The organism is Kribbibacterium absianum (assembly GCF_030067705.1).
Lineage (GTDB): Bacteria > Actinomycetota > Coriobacteriia > Coriobacteriales > Atopobiaceae > Kribbibacterium > Kribbibacterium absianum.
In genome coordinates, this window is sequence record NZ_JASJEX010000003.1 from 199,741 (window position 1) to 218,889 (window position 19,149).

General features: G+C 66.8%; 16 protein-coding genes and 2 tRNA genes. 15 read left to right on the plus strand and 3 right to left on the minus strand.

Translation table 11 applies throughout. The features are described from left to right. Positions 1-8: 8 nt before the first annotated feature. The 4 genes from QJ043_RS06630 (at position 9) to QJ043_RS06645 (ending at position 3,218) form a co-directional block, all read left to right on the plus strand. Positions 9-93 (plus strand) — tRNA-Leu (locus tag QJ043_RS06630). Positions 94-506: 413 nt separating this feature from the next. Beyond that, positions 507-1,001, plus strand: coding sequence for a hypothetical protein (locus tag QJ043_RS06635; protein ID WP_283712871.1), 495 nt, complete (start codon positions 507-509; stop codon positions 999-1,001). A 190-nt stretch (positions 1,002-1,191) separates the two neighbouring features. After that, complete coding sequence (locus tag QJ043_RS06640; RefSeq protein ID WP_283712872.1) at positions 1,192-2,238, plus strand: response regulator receiver protein; 1,047 nt, start codon at positions 1,192-1,194, stop codon at positions 2,236-2,238. Between the two features lie 2 nt (positions 2,239-2,240). Further along, positions 2,241-3,218 carry a tetratricopeptide repeat protein gene (locus tag QJ043_RS06645; protein WP_283712873.1) on the plus strand — a complete coding sequence of 326 codons (978 nt, stop codon included), beginning with the start codon at positions 2,241-2,243 and terminating at the stop codon, positions 3,216-3,218. Between the two features lie 163 nt (positions 3,219-3,381). Here QJ043_RS06645 and QJ043_RS06650 read toward each other — a convergent pair. After that, positions 3,382-3,457: transfer RNA gene (locus QJ043_RS06650), tRNA-Glu, on the minus strand. 57 nt (positions 3,458-3,514) lie between these two features. Here QJ043_RS06650 and QJ043_RS06655 point away from each other — a divergent pair. The 4 genes from QJ043_RS06655 (at position 3,515) to pheT (ending at position 9,018) form a co-directional block, all read left to right on the plus strand. Further along, the gene (locus QJ043_RS06655; RefSeq protein WP_283712874.1) at positions 3,515-3,988 is read left to right on the plus strand and encodes a YbaK/EbsC family protein; all 474 of its coding nucleotides are present in this window, start codon (positions 3,515-3,517) and stop codon (positions 3,986-3,988) included. 146 nt (positions 3,989-4,134) lie between these two features. Beyond that, complete coding sequence (locus QJ043_RS06660) at positions 4,135-4,890, plus strand: DeoR/GlpR family DNA-binding transcription regulator (protein WP_283712875.1); 756 nt, start codon at positions 4,135-4,137, stop codon at positions 4,888-4,890. Between the two features lie 436 nt (positions 4,891-5,326). Further along, the gene (gene pheS, locus QJ043_RS06665) at positions 5,327-6,385 is read left to right on the plus strand and encodes a phenylalanine--tRNA ligase subunit alpha (RefSeq protein WP_283712876.1); all 1,059 of its coding nucleotides are present in this window, start codon (positions 5,327-5,329) and stop codon (positions 6,383-6,385) included. 167 nt (positions 6,386-6,552) lie between these two features. Then, a complete protein-coding gene (pheT, locus tag QJ043_RS06670) occupies positions 6,553-9,018 on the plus strand; it encodes a phenylalanine--tRNA ligase subunit beta (protein ID WP_283712877.1) in 2,466 nt (821 codons plus the stop codon). 354 nt (positions 9,019-9,372) lie between these two features. Here pheT and QJ043_RS06675 read toward each other — a convergent pair whose 3' ends face one another. Next, on the minus strand, positions 9,373-9,870 hold the full coding sequence (locus QJ043_RS06675; RefSeq protein WP_283712878.1) for a NanQ anomerase/TabA/YiaL family protein: 498 nt from the start codon (positions 9,868-9,870) through the stop codon (positions 9,373-9,375). A 182-nt stretch (positions 9,871-10,052) separates the two neighbouring features. On the opposite strand from QJ043_RS06675, the gene QJ043_RS06680 reads away from it, so the two are divergent. From QJ043_RS06680 to QJ043_RS06710, 7 genes are all read left to right on the plus strand, one after another. Continuing rightward, positions 10,053-10,448, plus strand: a complete 396-nt coding sequence (locus QJ043_RS06680; protein ID WP_283712879.1) for a type II toxin-antitoxin system RelB/DinJ family antitoxin — start codon at positions 10,053-10,055, stop codon at positions 10,446-10,448. Positions 10,449-10,450: 2 nt separating this feature from the next. After that, entirely contained in the window at positions 10,451-10,915 is a 465-nt protein-coding gene (locus tag QJ043_RS06685; RefSeq protein WP_283712880.1) for a type II toxin-antitoxin system VapC family toxin, read from the plus strand. A 55-nt stretch (positions 10,916-10,970) separates the two neighbouring features. Continuing rightward, positions 10,971-11,774: a hypothetical protein gene (locus QJ043_RS06690; protein ID WP_283712881.1), complete on the plus strand. Its 804-nt coding sequence runs from the start codon at positions 10,971-10,973 to the stop codon at positions 11,772-11,774. A gap of 84 nt (positions 11,775-11,858) precedes the next feature. Next, positions 11,859-12,602, plus strand: a complete 744-nt coding sequence (locus QJ043_RS06695) for a GntR family transcriptional regulator (protein WP_283712882.1) — start codon at positions 11,859-11,861, stop codon at positions 12,600-12,602. 461 nt (positions 12,603-13,063) lie between these two features. Further along, positions 13,064-14,497, plus strand: a complete 1,434-nt coding sequence (locus QJ043_RS06700; protein ID WP_283712883.1) for a C1 family peptidase — start codon at positions 13,064-13,066, stop codon at positions 14,495-14,497. Positions 14,498-14,660: 163 nt separating this feature from the next. After that, complete coding sequence (locus QJ043_RS06705) at positions 14,661-16,022, plus strand: C1 family peptidase (protein ID WP_283712884.1); 1,362 nt, start codon at positions 14,661-14,663, stop codon at positions 16,020-16,022. Positions 16,023-16,177: 155 nt separating this feature from the next. Then, the gene (locus QJ043_RS06710; protein WP_283712885.1) at positions 16,178-17,521 is read left to right on the plus strand and encodes a C1 family peptidase; all 1,344 of its coding nucleotides are present in this window, start codon (positions 16,178-16,180) and stop codon (positions 17,519-17,521) included. A gap of 180 nt (positions 17,522-17,701) precedes the next feature. Here QJ043_RS06710 and pyk read toward each other — a convergent pair whose 3' ends face one another. Then, positions 17,702-19,147 (minus strand): pyruvate kinase, encoded by a 1,446-nt coding sequence (pyk, locus tag QJ043_RS06715; protein WP_283712886.1) that lies wholly within the window; start codon positions 19,145-19,147, stop codon positions 17,702-17,704. Between the last annotated feature and the right edge of the window lie 2 nt (positions 19,148-19,149).

Here is a 19,149-nt window from a genome sequence, read left to right on the forward strand (position 1 = left end):
GTCTCAACGGGGGCGTGGCGGAACTGGCAGACGCAGGGGACTTAAAATCCTCCGCCTCACGGCATGTGGGTTCGAGCCCCACCGCCCCTACCATGGTGAAACCCGCAGATCGGAGGGTAGTCCTACTCCGACCTTGTTTCATGTTTTCGGGCGCCGTGTGCCATTGTGTGGCAAGGTGCTCCGGTGCCGGCGGGCGAGTGGTTTGCGGGGAACCGTTTCCGCACAAACCACGGGCTCGTTTTGCGGAGAAACGACGCGCTGCCCGCCCGCTATCTCGGGCTTTTCTCCTCCAACGCCGATATGGCGCGCGTTTCCCCGCAAGATCTCCCGCTGCTTTGCGGAGAAACGTTTCCCCGCAAACGTGGCGACGGCGCATGGGGACCGTCGAGCCTCCTCATGGCCTCGCCTCACCGCAGGTGGGTTCGAGCCCTCGCCCCTACCACGTGTGCCAGCGGCTGCTGGGTATGAACCAGGGGTTCCGTCGCACCGACCTCTAAGGAGCCCCCATGACCGTCCGCGTGCCTGCGATTCTCGCCTCCGTTCTTCTTGCGCTGACGCTGGCGGGCTGCGGCAACGCTCCGGCGTCGCAGCCGGCGGACGACGCGGCCGCGTCCGAGACCGAGGACGCCACCGCGACTACGCTGCCCGACGACCTCGACAGCGACCAGTACGGCGAGCGTGGACAGGGGTCCGCCTATCTCGTGACCTCGAGCGGCTCCACCGAGGAGGGGTCGTCCATCGACCTCAAGGTGAACCCGAGCAGCTCCGAGGCCGAGGTCTCCGTGATCACCGACGGCGTGGACGCCGACACGCCCGTGTGGGTGTATGTGGACGGCGCGTTCTGCACCAAGCTGGAGGGGGCCTCCGCCCACGAGACGTTGACGCTGGGCGGCGACGCCGCGACGACGGGTCAGCACTCGGTGCAGTTCGTGCAGTACGAGGGCGGCGACAGCTCGGGCGCGGTCACGTTCTACCGGGTGGCTCGCTACACGGTGAAGTGAGCGCGGAGAACAGCCGTGCACGCGGGCCTGTGCTGCCACGGGAGCCGGTGCGATTCGGCGGCGGGCGTCTCTCGGGCGCCTGGCTTCCGTTGCCGCGCTGACCTTTGTTTTTCTCCTGATACCATGAACCTCCACGGGCGCCGTCAGGCCGTTTGTGACCCTGTGCCCCGCTGAAGGAGAGGAGACGGCGATGGCGTTCGACCCCGCCCAAGAGGAATACCGGCGTCTCAGCCTGCGCTTCGCGCGCACCCAGGACCTGCACGACCCCTTCGCCGTGACCCGTGCTGCCTCGGCGTTTAGGCGCCGCTTCGCGTGGAACCACGACTCGCTGCCCCAGACCGACCGCGACCGCGCGTTCCATCTGGTGGCCCGGTCGTCGCAGATCGTTGACTCGGACCTTCCCTTCGCCGATGAGCGCGACGTGGCGGCCCTCGTGTACGAGGCCCATGGGCTGCTCGAGGAGGCGCTCGCGCTGGACCCGGACTGCCACGACGCCCGCCGCATGCTCGCCGCCCAGGACTGCACCGCCTTCGAGGACTATTACCGGTTCCTTGTGGACGGCCTCGACGAGGTGCGCGCGAAAAGCCTCGCCCAGCGCGACGCCATCATCGCCAAGAACGAGCCGGGATGCCGCGCCGAGGCGCGCCTCGGGATGTTCCCGCTCTACCGCTGGCTGGCCGCGCTCGCGGCCCGCGCCCTTGTTTGCGGCCGTTACCGCAAGGCACTGGCCGCTGCGGAGGAGCTGCTGGCGCTCGACCCGGCCGACCATGGCGACGTGCGCTTCACGGCGGCGCTGGCCTACGCCAAGCTGGAGGACGAGGAGGGGCTTCGGGGGCTTCTTGAGCGGTGCTCCCACAGCGTCCAAGGGCGGCTCCGTCCGGACGCGTGGTCGCTTCTCGCCCAGTGCGGCCTCGCGCTCAAGGCGGGCCGCGATGAGGAGGCCCGTGCCCACCTGCACAAGATCCTCGACGTGTACCCCCACGCCGGTTCGGTGCTGGCCGCCCAGGGCGAGGTTCCGGACGGCATCTTCGCACGGCTGGCCGTCGAGCCCTACTCCAACGACGAGCTGGTGCTCGCGGTCTCCGAGGCCACCGTGCTCACGCAGGAAGGCCTTGACCTCCAGGGCATCGGCGCCCTCGGCTCGTTCATCGCCAAGGACGCCGAGGTGATCCACGGCGCCATGCAGGACGAGCTGGAAGTGGCCGCTGTGCAGGGCGCGCTCTCGGGCAGGTCCTGACGATGGCGACGGACTGGATGGGGGAGCGCGTCGCGCGTCTCGTGGCCAAGCGGGCGGCGGCGCTCGGCGACCTGTCGCAGGGGGCCGTTGAGGAGTTGACGCGCTCGGTGCGCGAGGACCCGGACGCCTTTGTGGACGATGACGAGGAGCGCGCGTTCGCCCTGCTCGTGAGGGCACAGACGACGCTCGCGCAGGGTCGCGCCGAGGACGAGTTCCTCTCGGACGACCAGTACGCCGCCGCGCTCGAGGACCGTCTGGCGCGGCTTCGTGCCACGGCAGAGCAGGCGTTGGAGCTGGACCCGTCGAGCCCTGACGCCGCGCTGCTGGGCATCCTGTGCACCGCCGCCGACGAGGTGGACACGATGCTCGAGCTGCGTGCGCTCGACGAGCGGCTGACGGCCGAGAACCCCGGTGCTCTCGGCGGGTCGGGCGATCGCTGGGAGCAGCCGTTCGCGCGGCCGCTCTTGCGCGTCAAGGCGGCGCTCGCCCGGAGCGCGTTCGGGGCGGCGTCGTTCTCGGAGGCGCGGGACGTGTCGCTGGCGCTGCTCGACCTGATGCCGGGCGACCCGCTCGGCCTGCGCTTCACCGCCGCCATGGCGCTCGCTCGCCTAGAGGACGAGAAGGGCTTCGACGACCTGGACGTGCGCTTCGAGCGTCACGGCAACGCCTGGTCCAACCTTGCGCGCTCGCTCATGCTGTTCAAGCTGGACCGGCTCCCGGCCGCGCGGCGCGCGCTCAACGGCTACCTGCGCCTCAACGAGGGCGCTGCCTATGCGCTGCTTCGTCCGGTGTACATCGAGCCGTACCTGCCGGACCGCCCCGATGCCGAGCCGGGGTCCTACTGGGAGGCCGCCCTTGCGGTGCACGAGGCCGACCCGATCATCGTGGACGCCCCGGACTTCATCGACTGGTGCAGCGACCAGCCGGGGGTGCTGGAGCAGGCGAGCACGTTCGCGGCGGCCAACGGGTTCGAGTGGTGACGGGCGAGGGGCTGGGGCTTCTCGGTAACGCGCAAGGCCGCGCGGCAGATTCTGGCGCGGGCGCCAAAAACTGTGACGCCCAGCTGTGACGCCCAGCTGCGACGCTGGATTCGCAAACAAAAAGCCGGAAACCAAATTCGGCTTCCGGCCTGCGGTTTCGCTCTGGTGCCCCCAACGGGGTTCGAACCCGTGTTACCGGCTTGAAAGGCCAGCGTCCTAGACCACTAGACGATGGGGACAGATGCGGTTTGCTAGTATAGCAAAGCTTGTGCAGCCCACCTGGCGAGGAGGACCCCATGGCCTTTGAGCGCGCCCTCACCTACCTCGAGCAGCGCGGCTATGGCGACCGCGTGAAGACCTTCGACGTGTCGAGCGCCACGGTGGACCTCGCCGCCGCCGCGCTCGGCGTGGAGCCCGCCGCCATCGCCAAGACGCTCTCGTTCTACCGCGGCGACCGCACGATCCTCCTGCTTGCGGCCGGCGACGCCCGTGTCGACAACCCCAAGTTCAAGGCCACCTTCGGCACCAAGGCCAAGATGCTCAGGGGCGACGACGTCGAACAGCGGGTGGGTCACGGCATCGGCGGCGTGTGCCCGTTTGGCGTGGAGGACGGCTGCGACGTCTTCCTCGACCGCTCGCTGCTCGCGCACGACACCGTCTACCCGGCCTGCGGCAACGCGGCGAGCGCCGTGCGCCTGACCCCGGAAGAGCTCGCGTCCGTGCTGCCCGATGCCGAATGGGTTGATGTGTGTCGCGTGCCTGAGGCGTAAAAACCCGCAGGTGAGCGCGTCGCCGATGAACCTGAAGACAAGCTGATACCCGGGTGGCGCGCGAATTGGAAATCGATTACTGTGTATGGGTGGGGTTCTCGGACCCCTCTGTCATGCCGCTCCCGTGTCGGTGAGGGGGATTCCCAATGGGCAAGCGCGACACGAGGATCCTCGAGGTCCTCACGCAACGCAAGCGGGTGGAGGTGGTGGAGCTGGCCCGCGAGCTGGGCGTCTCCGCCGTGACGATGCGCAAGGACCTCGACGCCCTCGAGGCGCGGGGCGTGATCGTGCGCCAGCACGGCCACGCGGCGCTCGGCAACCCCAACGACATCAACGGCCGCTTGGCCTATCACTACGAGACCAAGCAGTCCATCGCCGCCCGCGCCTGCGAGCTCGTGGACGACGGCGAGACCGTGATGGTGGAGTCCGGCTCCTGCTGCGCGCTGCTCGCCTCGGCGCTCGACGAGAGCGGCCGCTCCATCGTGGTCGTGACCAACTCGGCGTTCATCGCCGGCTACGTGCGCAACGCGCGGTCGCCGCGGACGGTGCTGCTCGGTGGCGCCTATCAGAACGATGCGCAGGTGAACGTCGGGCCCATGGTGGCCCAGTGCGCCGAGAACTTCCGCGTGGAGCGGCTGTTCATCGGGGTGGACGGGTTCACGCGCGAGCAAGGCTTCACCAACAGCGACCAGATGCGCGCCCAGGCGGTGCGCGACATGGCCGCCCGCGCGACGGAGGTCGTGGTGCTGACCGAGAGCGAGAAGTTCGACCGGTCCGGCGTCGTGCCTCTCAACCTTGGGGACAAGATTCGCTGTGTGATCACGGACGACGGCATTGCGCCGGACATCCGTGCCCGGCTCGAGAACGACGGCGTGAGGGTGATCACCGTTCCGTCGGCGTGAGGGCGCTCGCCGACGGCGCGACCTGTGAGCGGGCCGGGACAACTGGAGCCGGCACCGGTGTCCCGGTGCCCCTGCCTTTGGATTTGCTACCATCGAGCGATACGGCGTTGACGGAGAAGGTTCCGCGCGTCGCGTCCCGAACGGACAGAGAAGGCCGCCACCGGTTGAGAGCGGCCCTACGGTCGGTGACGCGCGGCGTTCGCTCCCGAGCCGCTCCCTGAAGGGCCGCGCGGCCTGCGTAGGGGAGCCGGCCGACCCTCGACACGGGTTCCAAACAAGCGGGCCTCCCGGCCAGTGCCGGGACGCCAATCAAGGTGGTACCGCGGGTCACACGCACGCGACTCGTCCTTGGGAGTTCAGACACCGGGGGCGGGTCGCTTTCTCGTCCCACGACAGACGGCGCCCGATGGCGCCGGAGGGAGGGACGGACCTGTCCATGGGGATGATCGAAGAGCTTGAAGCGGTGCGCGAGCGCGCGCAGGCCGGCATCGGCGAGGCGGGCACGCTCGACGCGCTCGACGCGGTCCGCGTGGCCGTCACTGGCAAGAAGGGCGAGCTCACGGCGCTGATGCGCGGTATGGGCAGGCTGAGCCCGGAGGAGCGCCCACTCGTGGGCAAGCGGGCCAACGAGGTGCGCCAGCAGGTGGAGGCCTGGATCGCTTCTCGGAGGGAGGAGCTGGAGGCCGCCGAGCTGGCGCGCCGCATCGAGGCGGACGCGGTGGACGTGACGCTGCCCGGGCGTCGGCCCGTGGTGGGGCACGAGCACCTGATCAGCCAGATTGTGGACGAGATCACGGACATCTTCGTCGCCATGGGCTACACGGTGGCCGACGGCCCCTACGTGGAGACCGAGTACTACAACTTCACGTCGCTCAACGCGCCGGCGGACCACCCGAGCCGCTCGCCGCGCGACACGTTCTACGTGGCCGACCCCACCGACCCGCAGCCGGGCTCCCTGGTGAGCGACGTGCTGCTCCGCACTCAGACGTCCCCGGTGCAGATGCGCGTGATGGAGGCCGAGAAGCCCCCCATCTACATGATCAGCCCGGGCCGTGTGTTCCGTCCGGACACCGCCGACGCCAACCACCTGCCGCAGTTCACGCAGATCGAGGGGCTCGTGGTGGACGAGGGCATCACGTTCGCGGACCTCAAGGGCACGCTCGACCATATGACCCGCGAGATCTTTGGCAAGGACCGTGCCACGCGCTACCGGCCGCACTTCTTCCCGTTCACGGAGCCGAGCTGCGAGGTGGACGTGTCCTGCGGCGTGTGCCACGGCGAGGGGTGCCGCTTCTGCAATCACACCGGATGGATCGAGATCCTCGGCTGCGGCATGGTGGACCCCAACGTCTTTGGTTACGCGGGCATCGACCCGGAGACCTATAGCGGCTTCGCCTTTGGCATCGGCGCCGAGCGCGTCGCGGCCCTGCGCTACGACCTGCCGGACCTTCGCATGCTGATGACCGGCGACATGCGCTTCCTCCGGCAGTTCTAGTCGTGGACGCTTGCGTCAAAGCTTCTTGTCCACGGTTGGACAGTTGGCTCTGACCGAAGCGTCCAGACGTGGACAAATGGCTCTCTCCGAAGCGTCCAGACGTGGACAAACGGCTTTGACCGAAGCGTCCAGATTCGCAACCCCCGCGCTCAAGAAAGGCTGATTCCATGCGCGTCTCCTATGAATGGCTCGGCACGATGGTCGACCTTCCGGCCGACCCTGCCGACCTCGTGAAAGAACTGATCCGCACCGGCACCGAGGTGGAGGCCGTCGAGCGCGTCGGCGCCGACCTCGAGAACGTCGTCGTGGGCCGCGTCGTCTCCTGCGAGCCGCACCCGGACTCCGACCACATGCACGTGACACAGGTGGACGTGGGCGACCTCAACACCGACGCCGAGGGCAACCCCGTGCCGCTGCAGATCGTCTGCGGCGCCCCCAACGTCGTCGACGCCGAGTGCGTGGCCGTCGCCATGATCGGGGCCGAGCTGCCCGGCGGCGTCAAGATCAAGAAGTCCAAGCTCCGCGGCGTCGAGTCCTGCGGCATGAACTGCTCCCAGAGGGAGCTGGGCATCGGGTCCGAGCACGAGGGCGGCATCATGCTGCTCCCGGCGGACGCTCCGGTGGGCATGCCCATCGCGGACTACCTCGGCATCGCGGACACCGTGCTCGACTGCGAGATCACGCCCAACCGCCCCGACTGTCTCTCGATGACCGGCTTCGCCACCGAGGTGGGCGCCGTGCTCGAGAAGCCCGTGGCCGTCGAGCTGCCCGACATCCAGCGCGAGGTGCGCCCGGCGTCCAAGGACCTCGTCACGGTCGCCATCGACGACCCCGAGCTCTGCTCCCGCTACGTCGCCCGCGTGGTCAAGGACGTCAAGATAGGCCCGTCGCCGGAGTGGCTCGCCCAGCGCGTGACCGCTGCCGGCAGCCGCCCCATCAACAACGTCGTGGACGTCACCAACTACGTGATGTACCTCACCGGCCAGCCGCTCCATGCGTTCGACCTCGGCAAGCTCAAGGACCGCGACGGCAAGCGGTCCATCGTGGTGCGGGCCGCCCGTGAGGGCGAGGAGATCGAGACCCTCGACGGCCAGGTGCGCCAGCTGACCCCGGACATGGCCGTGATCACCGACGGCGGTGAGACGCCCGTGGCCCTCGCCGGCGTCATGGGCGGCATGAACTCGGAGATCGACGACACCACGACCGAGGTGCTCCTCGAGAGCGCGTGCTTCTCGCCCGGCCACACGAGCCGCACAAGCCGCGACCTCGGCCTCATGAGCGAGGCCTCCATCCGCTTCGAGCGCCAGGTGGACGCTGCCGGTTGCGCCGAGGTGGCCGACATTGCGGCGGCGCTCTTTGAGGCTTGCTGCGGCGCGGAGGTCTGCAAGGGCGCCGTCGACGTGTACCCGGAGCCCGTCACCGTCGAGCCCATCACGCTGCGCCCGTCCCGCGTGCGCCAGCTGTGCGGCGCGGACATCCCCACCGACTTCATGGTCGCGTGCCTCGCCCGTCTCGGGTGCGCCGTCGTGCCGGGCAAGCCGGGCATGCCCATCGAGGTGGTGCCGCCCACGACGCGGCCGGACCTGACCCGCGAGATCGACCTGGTCGAGGAGGTCCTCCGCCTCTGGGGCATGGGCTACGTCGAGCCGAGCATCCCGGCCGCGCGCAACCACACCGGCGGCCTCACCGAGGAGCAGCGCCGCGAGAAGCTCATCGGCGCCACCCTTCGCGAGAGCGGCCTCAACGAGACGCTCACCTACAACTTCGCGACCTCTGGCGACCTCGAGCGCCTGCGCATGACCGACGACGGCCGCGGCGACGCCGTCGCGATCCTCAACCCGCTGACGAGCGACCAGGGCGAGATGCGCCGCTCCATCGTGCCGGGGCTGCTCCGCTCCGTGGCGTACAACATCGACCATGGCGTGCCCGACGTCGCGCTCTACGAGCAGGGCCGTGTGTTCTTTGGCCGCGCGGACCAGGCCCAGCCGGACGAGCCCCATTATGTGGCCGCGGTCTACTCCGGCCAGTGGCGTCAGGACGGCTGGGACCAGCGCTTCGAGCCGTTCTCGTTCTTTGACGCCAAGGGGGCCGTGGAGCAGCTCGCCGCCGCGCTCAAGATCGAGCGTCTGCGCTTCAAGACGGCCAACCCCGAGAAGTACCCCTGGCTGCAGCCCGGTCGCGCCGCAGAGGTGCTGGTGGGGAAGGAGCGCATCGGCTGGTGCGGCAACGTCCATCCGCTCGCGCTCGCGGACTTTGGCATCGACGCCGAGGTCGTGGCGTTCGAGCTGGATCAGGACAAGCTGCTGGCCCATGCGCAGGAGTTCCGCGCCTACGAGGACATCCCGACGCTCCCGGGCGTCGAGGTGGACCTGGCGCTCGTGGTGGGCGAGGACAAGGACTACGAGACGGTCGTCCAGCGCGTGAAGTCCGCCGGCGGCAAGCTGCTCGACGACGTGCGCCTGTTCGACGTGTACCGCGACCCGGTGCGTGTGGGGCCGGGCAAGAAGTCGATGGCGTTCGCGCTGACGTTCCGCAGCCCGGACCGCTCGCTGACGAGCGAAGAGGTCGACAAGACGATGGGCAAGCTCGTGCAGAAGGTCCAGCGCTCGTTGGGCGCCGAGGTGCGTGGCTAGCCCTCTCAGCGACATAAAACAAGCAATGAGTCAGTGCCCATCGGGTTCTGGCTCATTGCTTTTGTCGGGCTGGTTCGCACTGTGATTTCGTGCGGGCTGCGGTTCTCCGCCCTGTGTGTGGCGCAATGTGCGGTGCCAAAGGGGTTGGGCACCTTTGCCACTGGCTTGCATTCGCAAAGCAAACTCGCAAGTTGGAGTTGCAATTGCAAACCAAGGCCAAGCGATAGACGCTCCGCTCGCAAAACCCCAGCTAAAGAGTTCAATAATACAGCCATCTTTAGTTTGTATTGCGTTTGCAAGCTTAACCGGCGTTTCGGCTGCGGCGTGACGATGGGCCAAGCCCTCTGTCAGGTTCTACAGCGCGACCTTCACCACCGCTTTCTTGAGCGGTGCCGGGCCGTTCTCCCCGCAGCAGCCGGGCTTGTGCGCCACGCCCGGCTCCGTCACCACAACGTCGCCCGCCCGCGCCGTGACCCAGGTTTCCTGGTCCTTCGGCGCGCGATAGAGCGCGAAGTCGTCGCGCTCGTTGTACTCGGTGACGGCCTCGCAGGCCTCGACGGGCGCCACGGCCATGTGCTCCTCGCCCTCGACCACGTAGTGGACGTCGATGTACGCGCGGTGCGCCTCGTGGTCCTTGGAGTCCGGGGAGCTCGTCTCGAAGGCCATCACGTTCGCAAAGAGCGCATCGCCGTCAATCTCCGCGCGGCCAAGCTTCTGGGCCTTCCAGTCGTTCTCGGCGAGCCAGTCGAGGCCGCGCTTCAGGCGGGCCTTGGCCTCGTCCGAGAGGCCGAGCCCCTCGATCTGCTCGATCACTTCCGGGCTTCTGCGTTCATCGATGGATGCGACGATCATGGTTCCTCCTGACGGTGATGGTGGTGGCTCCAGTGTGCAACGGGGTGCGTACCCGGAGGAGCCGCGGACGCATCGACGGCCCGCGTTGGGCGGCCGCCGGCACTTGGCATGACTTTGTCCCTTGACCCGAACAAGTGTCCCTCATATAATGAGGTATGACGTGATACGACCGAGGAGCACCCATGCCTACTGCCACTGTCGAGCGACCGAGCAAGCCGAGGAGTGCCAACCCTGCCACCGCGATGATCACCGCGCGCATGACGCCGGAGAAGAAAGAGGAGGGCAACGCCGCGCTCAAAGCGCTGGGCGTCACGCCCTCCGAGGCCGTGAACCAGCTCTACGACTACGTGATCAGATGCGGCGACCTGCCCTTTGAGCCGGAGGAAAAAGTGTGGCCGTCGCAGCTGCTGACCGACGAGGAGAAGCGGAGGCGACTGGAGGAGGCAAAGGCGCGGCTCGAGAAGATCGCGGCATCGCTGCCTCCCTACGACCCGGCAAACGATCCGTTCTTGTACGCCTCTAATGGCGACATCGCTCGTGCGCGGGCAGAGCAGCGCCTCGCGGAAGGGAAGTGCTAACGATGGCGATGAACGTTGTGGTCGACACCAACGTTGCCCTCGACTATCTCATGCACCGGGGCACCTTCTTCGAGCCGGCGCGGCAACTTGTCGACTATGGGTACTGGGGCGATTACCGGCTTCTCATGCTAGTGAGTCAGGTCACCGACTTGTTCTACGTGATGACGACCACGCCAGGCCCAGAAAGAGCTTCAAAACGAGGCGCAAAGGAGGCACTGGCTTCCTTTTTCGAGGAGGTCTCGCTGCGGCCATTGATGCCCGGGGACGTGCAGCGCGCTTTGAGCGACGACTGGGCTGACTTTGAGGACGCCTGTCTCTATGAGGGGGCTGTCCGTGCGGGTGCCAAGGCGATTATCACAAGGAACAAAAAAGACTTTGCGGCCTCGAACATCCCCGTCTACACCTGCGAGGAGTGGTTCCAGCACCTCAAGGACGACTATGGACTCGAGTACGCGGAGTTTAACTAGGCCGTAGCGCGCGATCGCTAAAGTGGTCACGTCACGGCGTTCGTTGAGGAGCCCTATGCCTTCCTGGAACATCCACACCGGCCTGGTCGAGCGCCTGGCCTCCGGGAACGACCTCGCGTCGCTCGGTATTCGCGACCTTAACGCGTACCACTTTGGCAACCTGGTGCCGGACGTGTACGTGGGCTACATGGTGCCGGACGTCTCGCACACCTTGCTCTACACGGACACGCACCACACGCTGCCGTCCCACATTCCCGTTGCGGACCATCAGGAGTTCTGGGACCGGTGGGTCGAGCCGTTCGTCGAGACGGGCGGCGTGGACGACGTGACGCTTGGTGCGTGGGCGCACCTGTTGGCGGACCACCATTACAACGAGCGCGTCAACGCGTTTCTGGCCGAGCACAACGTGCCGTCGGGCGAACAGACCCGCATCCGCAAGCAGGGGGACTTCGACCGCTTTGGTCACGGGCTCGGCATCACGCTCACGGTGGACCCGAACGAGCGGCTCAAGGCGCAGGCGGCGCGGTTCCCGGAGTACCAGATCGAAGGCGCCGACGTGGAGGCTGCCTGTCGTGCGCACGCCAAGCTCGTTGAGGCGAGCCGAGAGGTGCCGGACGGCGCGGGTTACTCGCTCCTCTCCGAGGAGCTGATCGGCGACGTGTTCGACCGCATCGACCGCGACACCCGTGAGCGGTTGAGCGGCTATGCGGCGGCCGTGCGCGCGGCGGGACATGACCCGATGGCCTCGCCCCCCGAGCGCCCACTCGATCGGCCGAGCCTGCGCGTGGGCCCGGAGCCGGCGGTGCTGCTCGCCCAGGACTGGCAGGCGGCTGCAGCAGCCGCCCAATTGGCCGGGTGAGCTGGGCACACGCGAGGCTCTGGCGTATCGGCACCGTCCCTAAGGGATACACTGTCGCGGATGGAACGACAGGGGAGGCCCCAAGTGTCCGATTTCGAGCGGTCCGATTCCAGCCTGCTGTACGTGCAGGTGGCGGACTACGTGCGCGAGAAGATCTACAGCCATGAGTGGGGCGTCGACGACCGCATCCCCTCCGAGCACGAGCTGATGGCGATGCTCGGCCTGTCCCGCGGCACCGTGCAGAAGGGTATCCGCGCGCTGGTGGACGAGGGTCTGCTCGTGCAACAGCGCGGCCGCGGCACCTACGTGGTGCAGCCGGTGATGGCCGAGCCGTCGGGCAACAAGCTCTTGTCGTTCGCGGAGTCGATGGGGTCACAGGGCATCCCGTTCGTCACCACGGTGGTCGAGAAGCGCGTGGAGCCGGCCAACAAGGCCTGTGCCTGGGCGCTTCACGTGAAGCGCGGCGCCCCCATCCTCTACTTGGAGCGCGTGCGCTCGGTGTTCGACGAGCCGGTGATGTTCATCGAGAGTCACGTGGCGCTGTCCCAGTGCCCGGGGCTCGAGGACGTGGACTTCACCGACGAGGGGCTCTTCGTCGCCGTCGCGCGGACGAGCGGGCGCACCATCGGACGCTCCGAGCGCATCTTCTCGGCTCGCGTGTGCGGCAAGCGGCGCTCGGAGTGGCTCCGCTGCGACGAGCACGCGCCGGCGCTGGAGTTGGAGCAGACGGTCTTCTTCAGCGACGGCACCGCGTTCGAGTGGGGGAGCGTGTGGCTCCCGGCCAACCGCTGCGTCATCAGTAGCACCACGCAGCGTCTCGCGTTCTGACCGGAGGCCTACGCCCGCCGGCTCGGTGCTTGGGAAGCTTCCAGCGCTTTGGACACCTTGTGACCGTGGCTCCATGTTGCCTATTGGGGGAGTGACGCCGCGATTCTCGGGGAAGAAGAATCCCGAGCACGAAGACGGTGATTCCTGCGGGCGTTCCCCCGACGCCCCTGGACCTCCAACACCGCCTCCGCCGGAGCCCGGACGCCAGCGCGTCTTTCTCTCTGCTTTCTCTCCGCTGGCGCCTGGGCTCCATTTTTGTGTCCGGCGTCGACCCGGTGTCACCGGCGGTGCGGCTTTCCGGGCGCCCTCGGCTCCATCGCATTCTCAACCGTCGCCGCCGCTCGGTAGCGAAACTTCTGAAGTGCCTTCAGGTATGGCGCTTGGATGTGCCTCTCCACCTGATTCCGTTAAATCGAAGTCCCTCGTTTTTTCTCGGGAATAGCACCGGTCGAGGGAATTCGATGAAGGCCCCGGACGAGGTCGTCCTGTCCCGCACGACGCAGAGGCCGGGACGCGAGCAACGAGTGAGGTGGATCATGGAGCTGACAAAGCAGGACCTGGAGCGCATGCGGGCGTCCTACCGGGAGGCAAAGGCACAGCACATCGCCGAGAACGCCGTGAAGAACAACGGCATCCACGCGAGCGCCGAGCGCGAGAGCGTGGCGGTGACCAAGAACCAACCGGTGTTCTCCATCGACGTGGACTCCGAGGCCGTCGCCAACCAACGCCAGGCGGGCTTCTGCTGGGACTACTCCGGCCTGAACTTCCTGCGCTGGCACATCGAGAAGAACCTCGACCTGCCCCACGGCACGTTCCAGCTGTCCCAGGCCCACACGATCTTCTACGACAAGCTGGAGAAGGCCAACTTCTTCATGGAGTCGATCATCAAGTACGCCGGCGACGGCCTCGACGACCGTCGCGTCGACTTCCTGCTGGCCCAGCCGCAGCAGGACGGCGGCGACTTCGACCCGTTCGTCGCGCTCGTTGAGAAGTACGGCGTCGTGCCGTATGACGCGTACCCCGACACTGCGCCCTCCAAGAACACCGCCGAGCTCAACGCGGTCCTCGACCGCCTGCTTCGTGAGGACGCCCTGGCGCTCCGCGACGCCGTCGCCTCTGGCAAGGAACAGCGTGCGCTCGACGACATGCGCAAGGACATGCTCAACGAGGTCTATCGCGTGATGTGCGTGGCCTTCGGCGAGCCGCCCGAGAGGGTCGACTTCGAGTACCGCGACAGCAAGAAGCAGTACCATGCGGACCTCGGCCTCACGCCGCTCGAGTTCTACAAGAAGTACCTGGGCGCCGTGAACCTGCCGGACTATGTGGGCGTCATCAACCTGCCGGGCGAGCGCTTCCCGTACAACAACGTCTACACCATCGACATGGCCCACGAGATGCAGGGCGGCGCGCGTCACCTGCGCTACCTCAATGTGGAGATGGCGCAGCTCAAGGGCTTTGTGCTCGACCAGCTCAAGGCCGGCGAGCCGGTGTGGTTCGCGTCCGATGTGACCCAGGACGCCGACTTCCAGAAGGGCATCCTCGACCTCGATCTGTACGACACCGAGCAGCTCTTCGACGTGAAGTGGACCATGGACAAGGCGCAGCGCTTTGACATGGGCCAGTCGATCCCGACCCACGCGATGATGATCGCCGGTGTGGACCTTGTGGACGACAAGCCGGTGCGGTGGAAGATCGAGAACTCCTGGGGCACGGAGAACGGCGGCAAGCCGACCGGCCACAAGGGCTACTTCATCGCCAGCGACGCGTGGTTCGACAACTACGTGTACGAGGTCGCCATCGACCGCAAGCGGCTGCCCGAAGACCTCCAGAAGCTCTATGACGAGGGCGAGGCCAAGGTGTGGCCGTACTGGAACGGCTTCAACCCGCTGCCCTAAGAGCGCATCGTCCGCGCCTGGACGCTTCGGTCAAAGCCATTTGTCCACGCTCCAGCCCGCGACAGCGTGGACAAACGGCTCTCTCCCAAGCGTCCAGGCGTGGACAAACGGCTCTCTCCCGAGCGTCCACGGGGACGCTCTGCACGACACAGAAAGGTTCACCATGGAACTCACCAAGGAACTCCTCGGCCGGTTCGCCGAGGACTACAAGAAACAGGGCGCCGCGGCCGTCATCGCCGAGAACGCCGTCAAGAACAACGGCATCCACGCCGCCGCCGAGCGCGAGACCTGCGCCGTGACCGACAACGCGCCGGTCTTCTCCGTGGACGTCGACTCCGAGGCCGTCGCCAACCAGCGCCAGGCCGGCTTCTGCTGGGACTTCAGCGGCCTTAACTTCCTGCGCTGGCACATGGAGAAGAAGCTCGACCTGCCCCACGGCTCCTTCCAGCTCTCGCAGGTCTACACGATCTTCTACGACAAGCTCGAGAAGTCGAACTTCTTCATGGAGCAGATCGTGAAGTACGCCGGCGACGGCCTCGACGACCGTCGCATCGACTTCCTGCTGGCCCAGCCGCAGCAGGACGGCGGCGACTGGGACCCGTTCTGCGCCCTGGTCGAGAAGTACGGCGTCGTGCCCCAGAGCTCGATGCCGGACACCGCGCCCTCCAAGAACACCGCCGAGCTCAACGCCGTGCTCAACAAGCTGCTGCGCCAGGACGCCCAGCAGCTTCGTGACGCCGTCGCCTCTGGCAAGGAGGGGAAGGCCATCGACGACCTGCGCTCCCAGATGCTCTCCGAGGTCTACCGCGTGCTGGCCGTGTGCTTTGGCGAGCCGCCCCAGCATGTGGACTTCGAGTACACCGACAGCAAGAAGAAGTACCACGCGGACCTCGGGCTCACGCCGCTCGAGTTCTACAAGAAATACCTGGGCGACATCGACCTCAAGCGGTTCCAGGCGGTCATGAACCTGCCCACCGTGCCCTTCGACGAGCACTACACCATCGATATGACCCACGAGGTGCAGGGCGGCCACAACCCCATCAGCTACCTCAACCTCTCGATGGACGACCTCAAGGCCCTCGTCATCGCCCAGCTCAAGGGTGGTCAGCCGGTGTGGTTTGGCTGCGACGTGACCCAGGACGCCGACTTCCAGAAGGGCATTCTCTCCGAGAAGCTCTACGACCTCGAGACGCTCTTCAACATCACGTGGACCATGGACAAGGCTGAGCGCTTCGAGACCCTGCAGTCGCTGCCGACCCACGCGATGATGATCGCCGGCGTGGACCTCGTGGACGACAAGCCGGTGCGCTGGAAGATCGAGAACAGCTGGGGCGCCACCGCCGATGGCAAGCCCGTGGGCCACAACGGGTACTTCATCGCGGACGACCCCTGGTTCGACCAGTACGTGTTCGAGGTGGCCATCTCCGATAAGTACCTGAGCGACGAGCAGAAGAAGATCGCCGCTGGCGAGGCCAAGGTGCTCCCGTACTGGAACGCGTTCAATCCGGTGCCGCTGGCTGAGTAGCCATCGCTTGATGCGGGCTGGAGGGATCCAAGGGTTCCGCACCAAGTAATAGGTCGCTCCACCCTTAATCCCGCCAGCCTCAACCGGCGCTGGGGACGGACTTCGAGACCACCTGCGTTTCTCGGCGGAGCCGGGAAACGCGCGAAAGGACAACCATGGAACTCACCAAGCAGATGCTTGCGACGTACTCCGAGCAGTACCGGGACGCTGCGGCCCAGCACATCTCTGAGAACGCCGTCAAGAACAACGGCATCAAGGCCGCCGCCCAGAGCGAGGGCTACAACTCCCAGAACCTGCAGCCGGCCTTCTCCATCGACGTGGACGACGAGGCCGTCGCCAACCAGCTCCAGGCCGGCTTCTGCTGGGACTTCGCCGGCAACAACTTCCTGCGCTGGCACATGGAGAAGAACCTCGACCTCAAGCACGGCAGCTTCCAGCTGTCGCAGCTGTGGATCGCGTTCTGGGACAAGCTCGAGAAGTCGAACGCGTTCCTCGAGCGCATGGTCGAGTACGCGGGCGACCCGATGGACGACCGCCGCATCGCCTGGCTGCTCCAGAACCCGCAGCAGGACGGCGGGGACTGGGACCCGTTCTGCGCGCTCGTCGACAAGTACGGCGTCGTGCCCCTGGAGTCCATGCCCTTCACGGAGCCGGCCAAGAACACGGCCGAGGTCAACGCCGCACTGAACCGCCTGCTGCGCCAGGACGCCCTCGAGCTGCGCACGATGGCCAACGACGGCAAGGGCCCCAAGGCCCTGGACGACCGCCGCGCCGAGATGATGAGCGAGGTGTACCGCATGCTGTGCATCTCGTTCGGCGAACCGCCCACAAAGGTGGACTTCGAGTACCGCGACGCCAAGAAGAACTACCACCGGGACGCAGGCCTTACGCCGCAAGAGTTCTACAAGAAGTACCTGAGCCCCTCGGTGAACCTCGCCGACTACGTGAGCGTCGTGAACTGCCCCACCGACGACACGCCCTACAACCAGGTCTACGGGCTCGAGCTGGCCGAGCAGATGATCGGCGGCCGGCAGATCCGCTACCTCAACGTGGACATCGACGCCCTGAAGGGACTCATCATCGACCAGCTCAAGGGCGGCGAGCCGGTCTGGTTCGCCTGTAACGTCGTGCCCGACTCCAACTTCGTGTCCGGCGTCCTGTCCGAGAAGCTCTACGACTTCGAGCAGCTCTTCGGCATCACCTGGACCCAGGACAAGACCGAGCAGTTCCTGTACCTCCAGAACGCGATGGACCACGCGATGATGATCGCCGGCGTGGACATCGTCGAGGGCAAGCCGGTTCGCTGGAAGATCGAGAACAGCTGGGGCACCAAGAACAACGGCAAGCCCACCGGCCACGACGGCTATTTCCTGGCCGACGACGACTGGTTCTCGATGTTCCTCTGGGAGGCCGCGATCAACAAGAAGTACCTGGACGAGGACCAGAAAAAGGCCCTCGAGGGCGATGTCACGATGCTGCCGTACTACAGCCAGCTGTAAACGCCTCTCGTCCCCGCACGTACCGGCCCCGGCTGTCTTCGCGACGGCCGGGGCCGTTTTTCGTGCCGCGGGCTTTGGGCTGGCCCTGATGTAGGACGCGAGGCAACCGCGCGAGACAAGAAAGCGGCCGCCCCTGTGGGACGGCCGCTCGCCTTCGTGCCGATGTCTGCGCGCGCGAGGTTAGGAGACCTGCGCCACCATCATCATGTTGGTGCTCGTGATGTAGTCGCCCTGGCTCGGCGAGGTCTGCGGGTCGCCGGCCGTCACGACGGCGAGGTCGCCGGTGTCCACGACGCCGTTCTTCTTGGCCACGTTGAGCGCGTCGTAGATGGTCGCGGAGAGCGTGCCCTGCGTGGTGGACTTGAACGCCTGGACGCCCCAGTAGAAGGAGCACTTGCGGATCGTGATCTCGCTCGGGCTCACGGCGTACACCGGGAGCTTCGGACGGAAGTTGGACACGATACGGGCGGTGCGGCCGGTGGCCGTCGGGGCGAGGATGCAGATGGCGCCGCAACGGTCGGCGGTGGTCACGGACGCGAAGCCGATGGCGCCGTTCACGTTGCGCACGCCGCCGCGGTCGAAGTAGCGGTGACGCTCCTCGAGGAAGTGCTCGGTCTCCTCGCAGATGGAGGCCATCATCTCAACGGCCTTGACCGGGTACTTGCCGGCCGCGGTCTCGCCGGAGAGCATCACGCAGTCGGTGCCGTCGAGCACGGCGTTCGCGACGTCGGCCACCTCGGCGCGGGTCGGGCGCGGGTTGCGGATCATGGAGTCGAGCATCTGCGTCGCGGTGATGGCCGGCTTGTAGGCCTCGTTGCACTTCCGGATGATCGCCTTCTGGATGTGCGGGACCTTCTCGGGCGGGATCTCCACGCCGAGGTCGCCGCGGGCCACCATGATGCCGGAGGCGGCGTCGATGATCTCGTCGATGTTGTCCACGCCGAGCGCGCACTCGATCTTCGGGTACACGGACACGCGCGGGCAGCCGTGGTCGGCGCAGAGCTGGCGGATCTGGCGCACGCCCTCGGCGTCACGGATGAAGGACGCGGCGATGGCGTCGATGCCCATCTCGCAGCCGAAGGCGATGTCCTTCTTGTCCTGCTCGGTCACGGCCGGGAGGCCGATGGCGACGTTCGGGACGTTGACGCCCTTGTGCTCGCCCAGCTCGCCGCCGTTGGTGACGACGCAGTAGATGTCGGTGCCCTCGACGTGGTCCACCTCGAGGCCGATGAGGCCGTCGTCGATCAGGATCACGGAGCCCTTGGTGACCTCCTCCGGCAGCGCCTTGTAGTCGAGCGAGAAGCGCTCGGCAGTGCCGATGACGTCGTCGTCGGTGGTGACGACCACGTGGTCGCCGGTCTTGAGGGTCACCTTCTGGCCGCCCTCGAGCAGGCCGGTGCGGATCTCGGGGCCCTTGGTGTCGAGCATGATGGCGACGTTGGCGCCCAGCTCGTCGGACACGCGGCGCACGCGCTCGATGCCGGCCTTGTGGTACTCATGGCTGCCGTGCGAGAAGTTGAAACGGGCGACGTTCATGCCGGCCTTGATCAGCTCGCGCAGGACGTTCTCGTCCTCGGTCGAGGGGCCCATCGTGCAGACGATCTTCGTCCTCTTGGTTGGCTGCATGA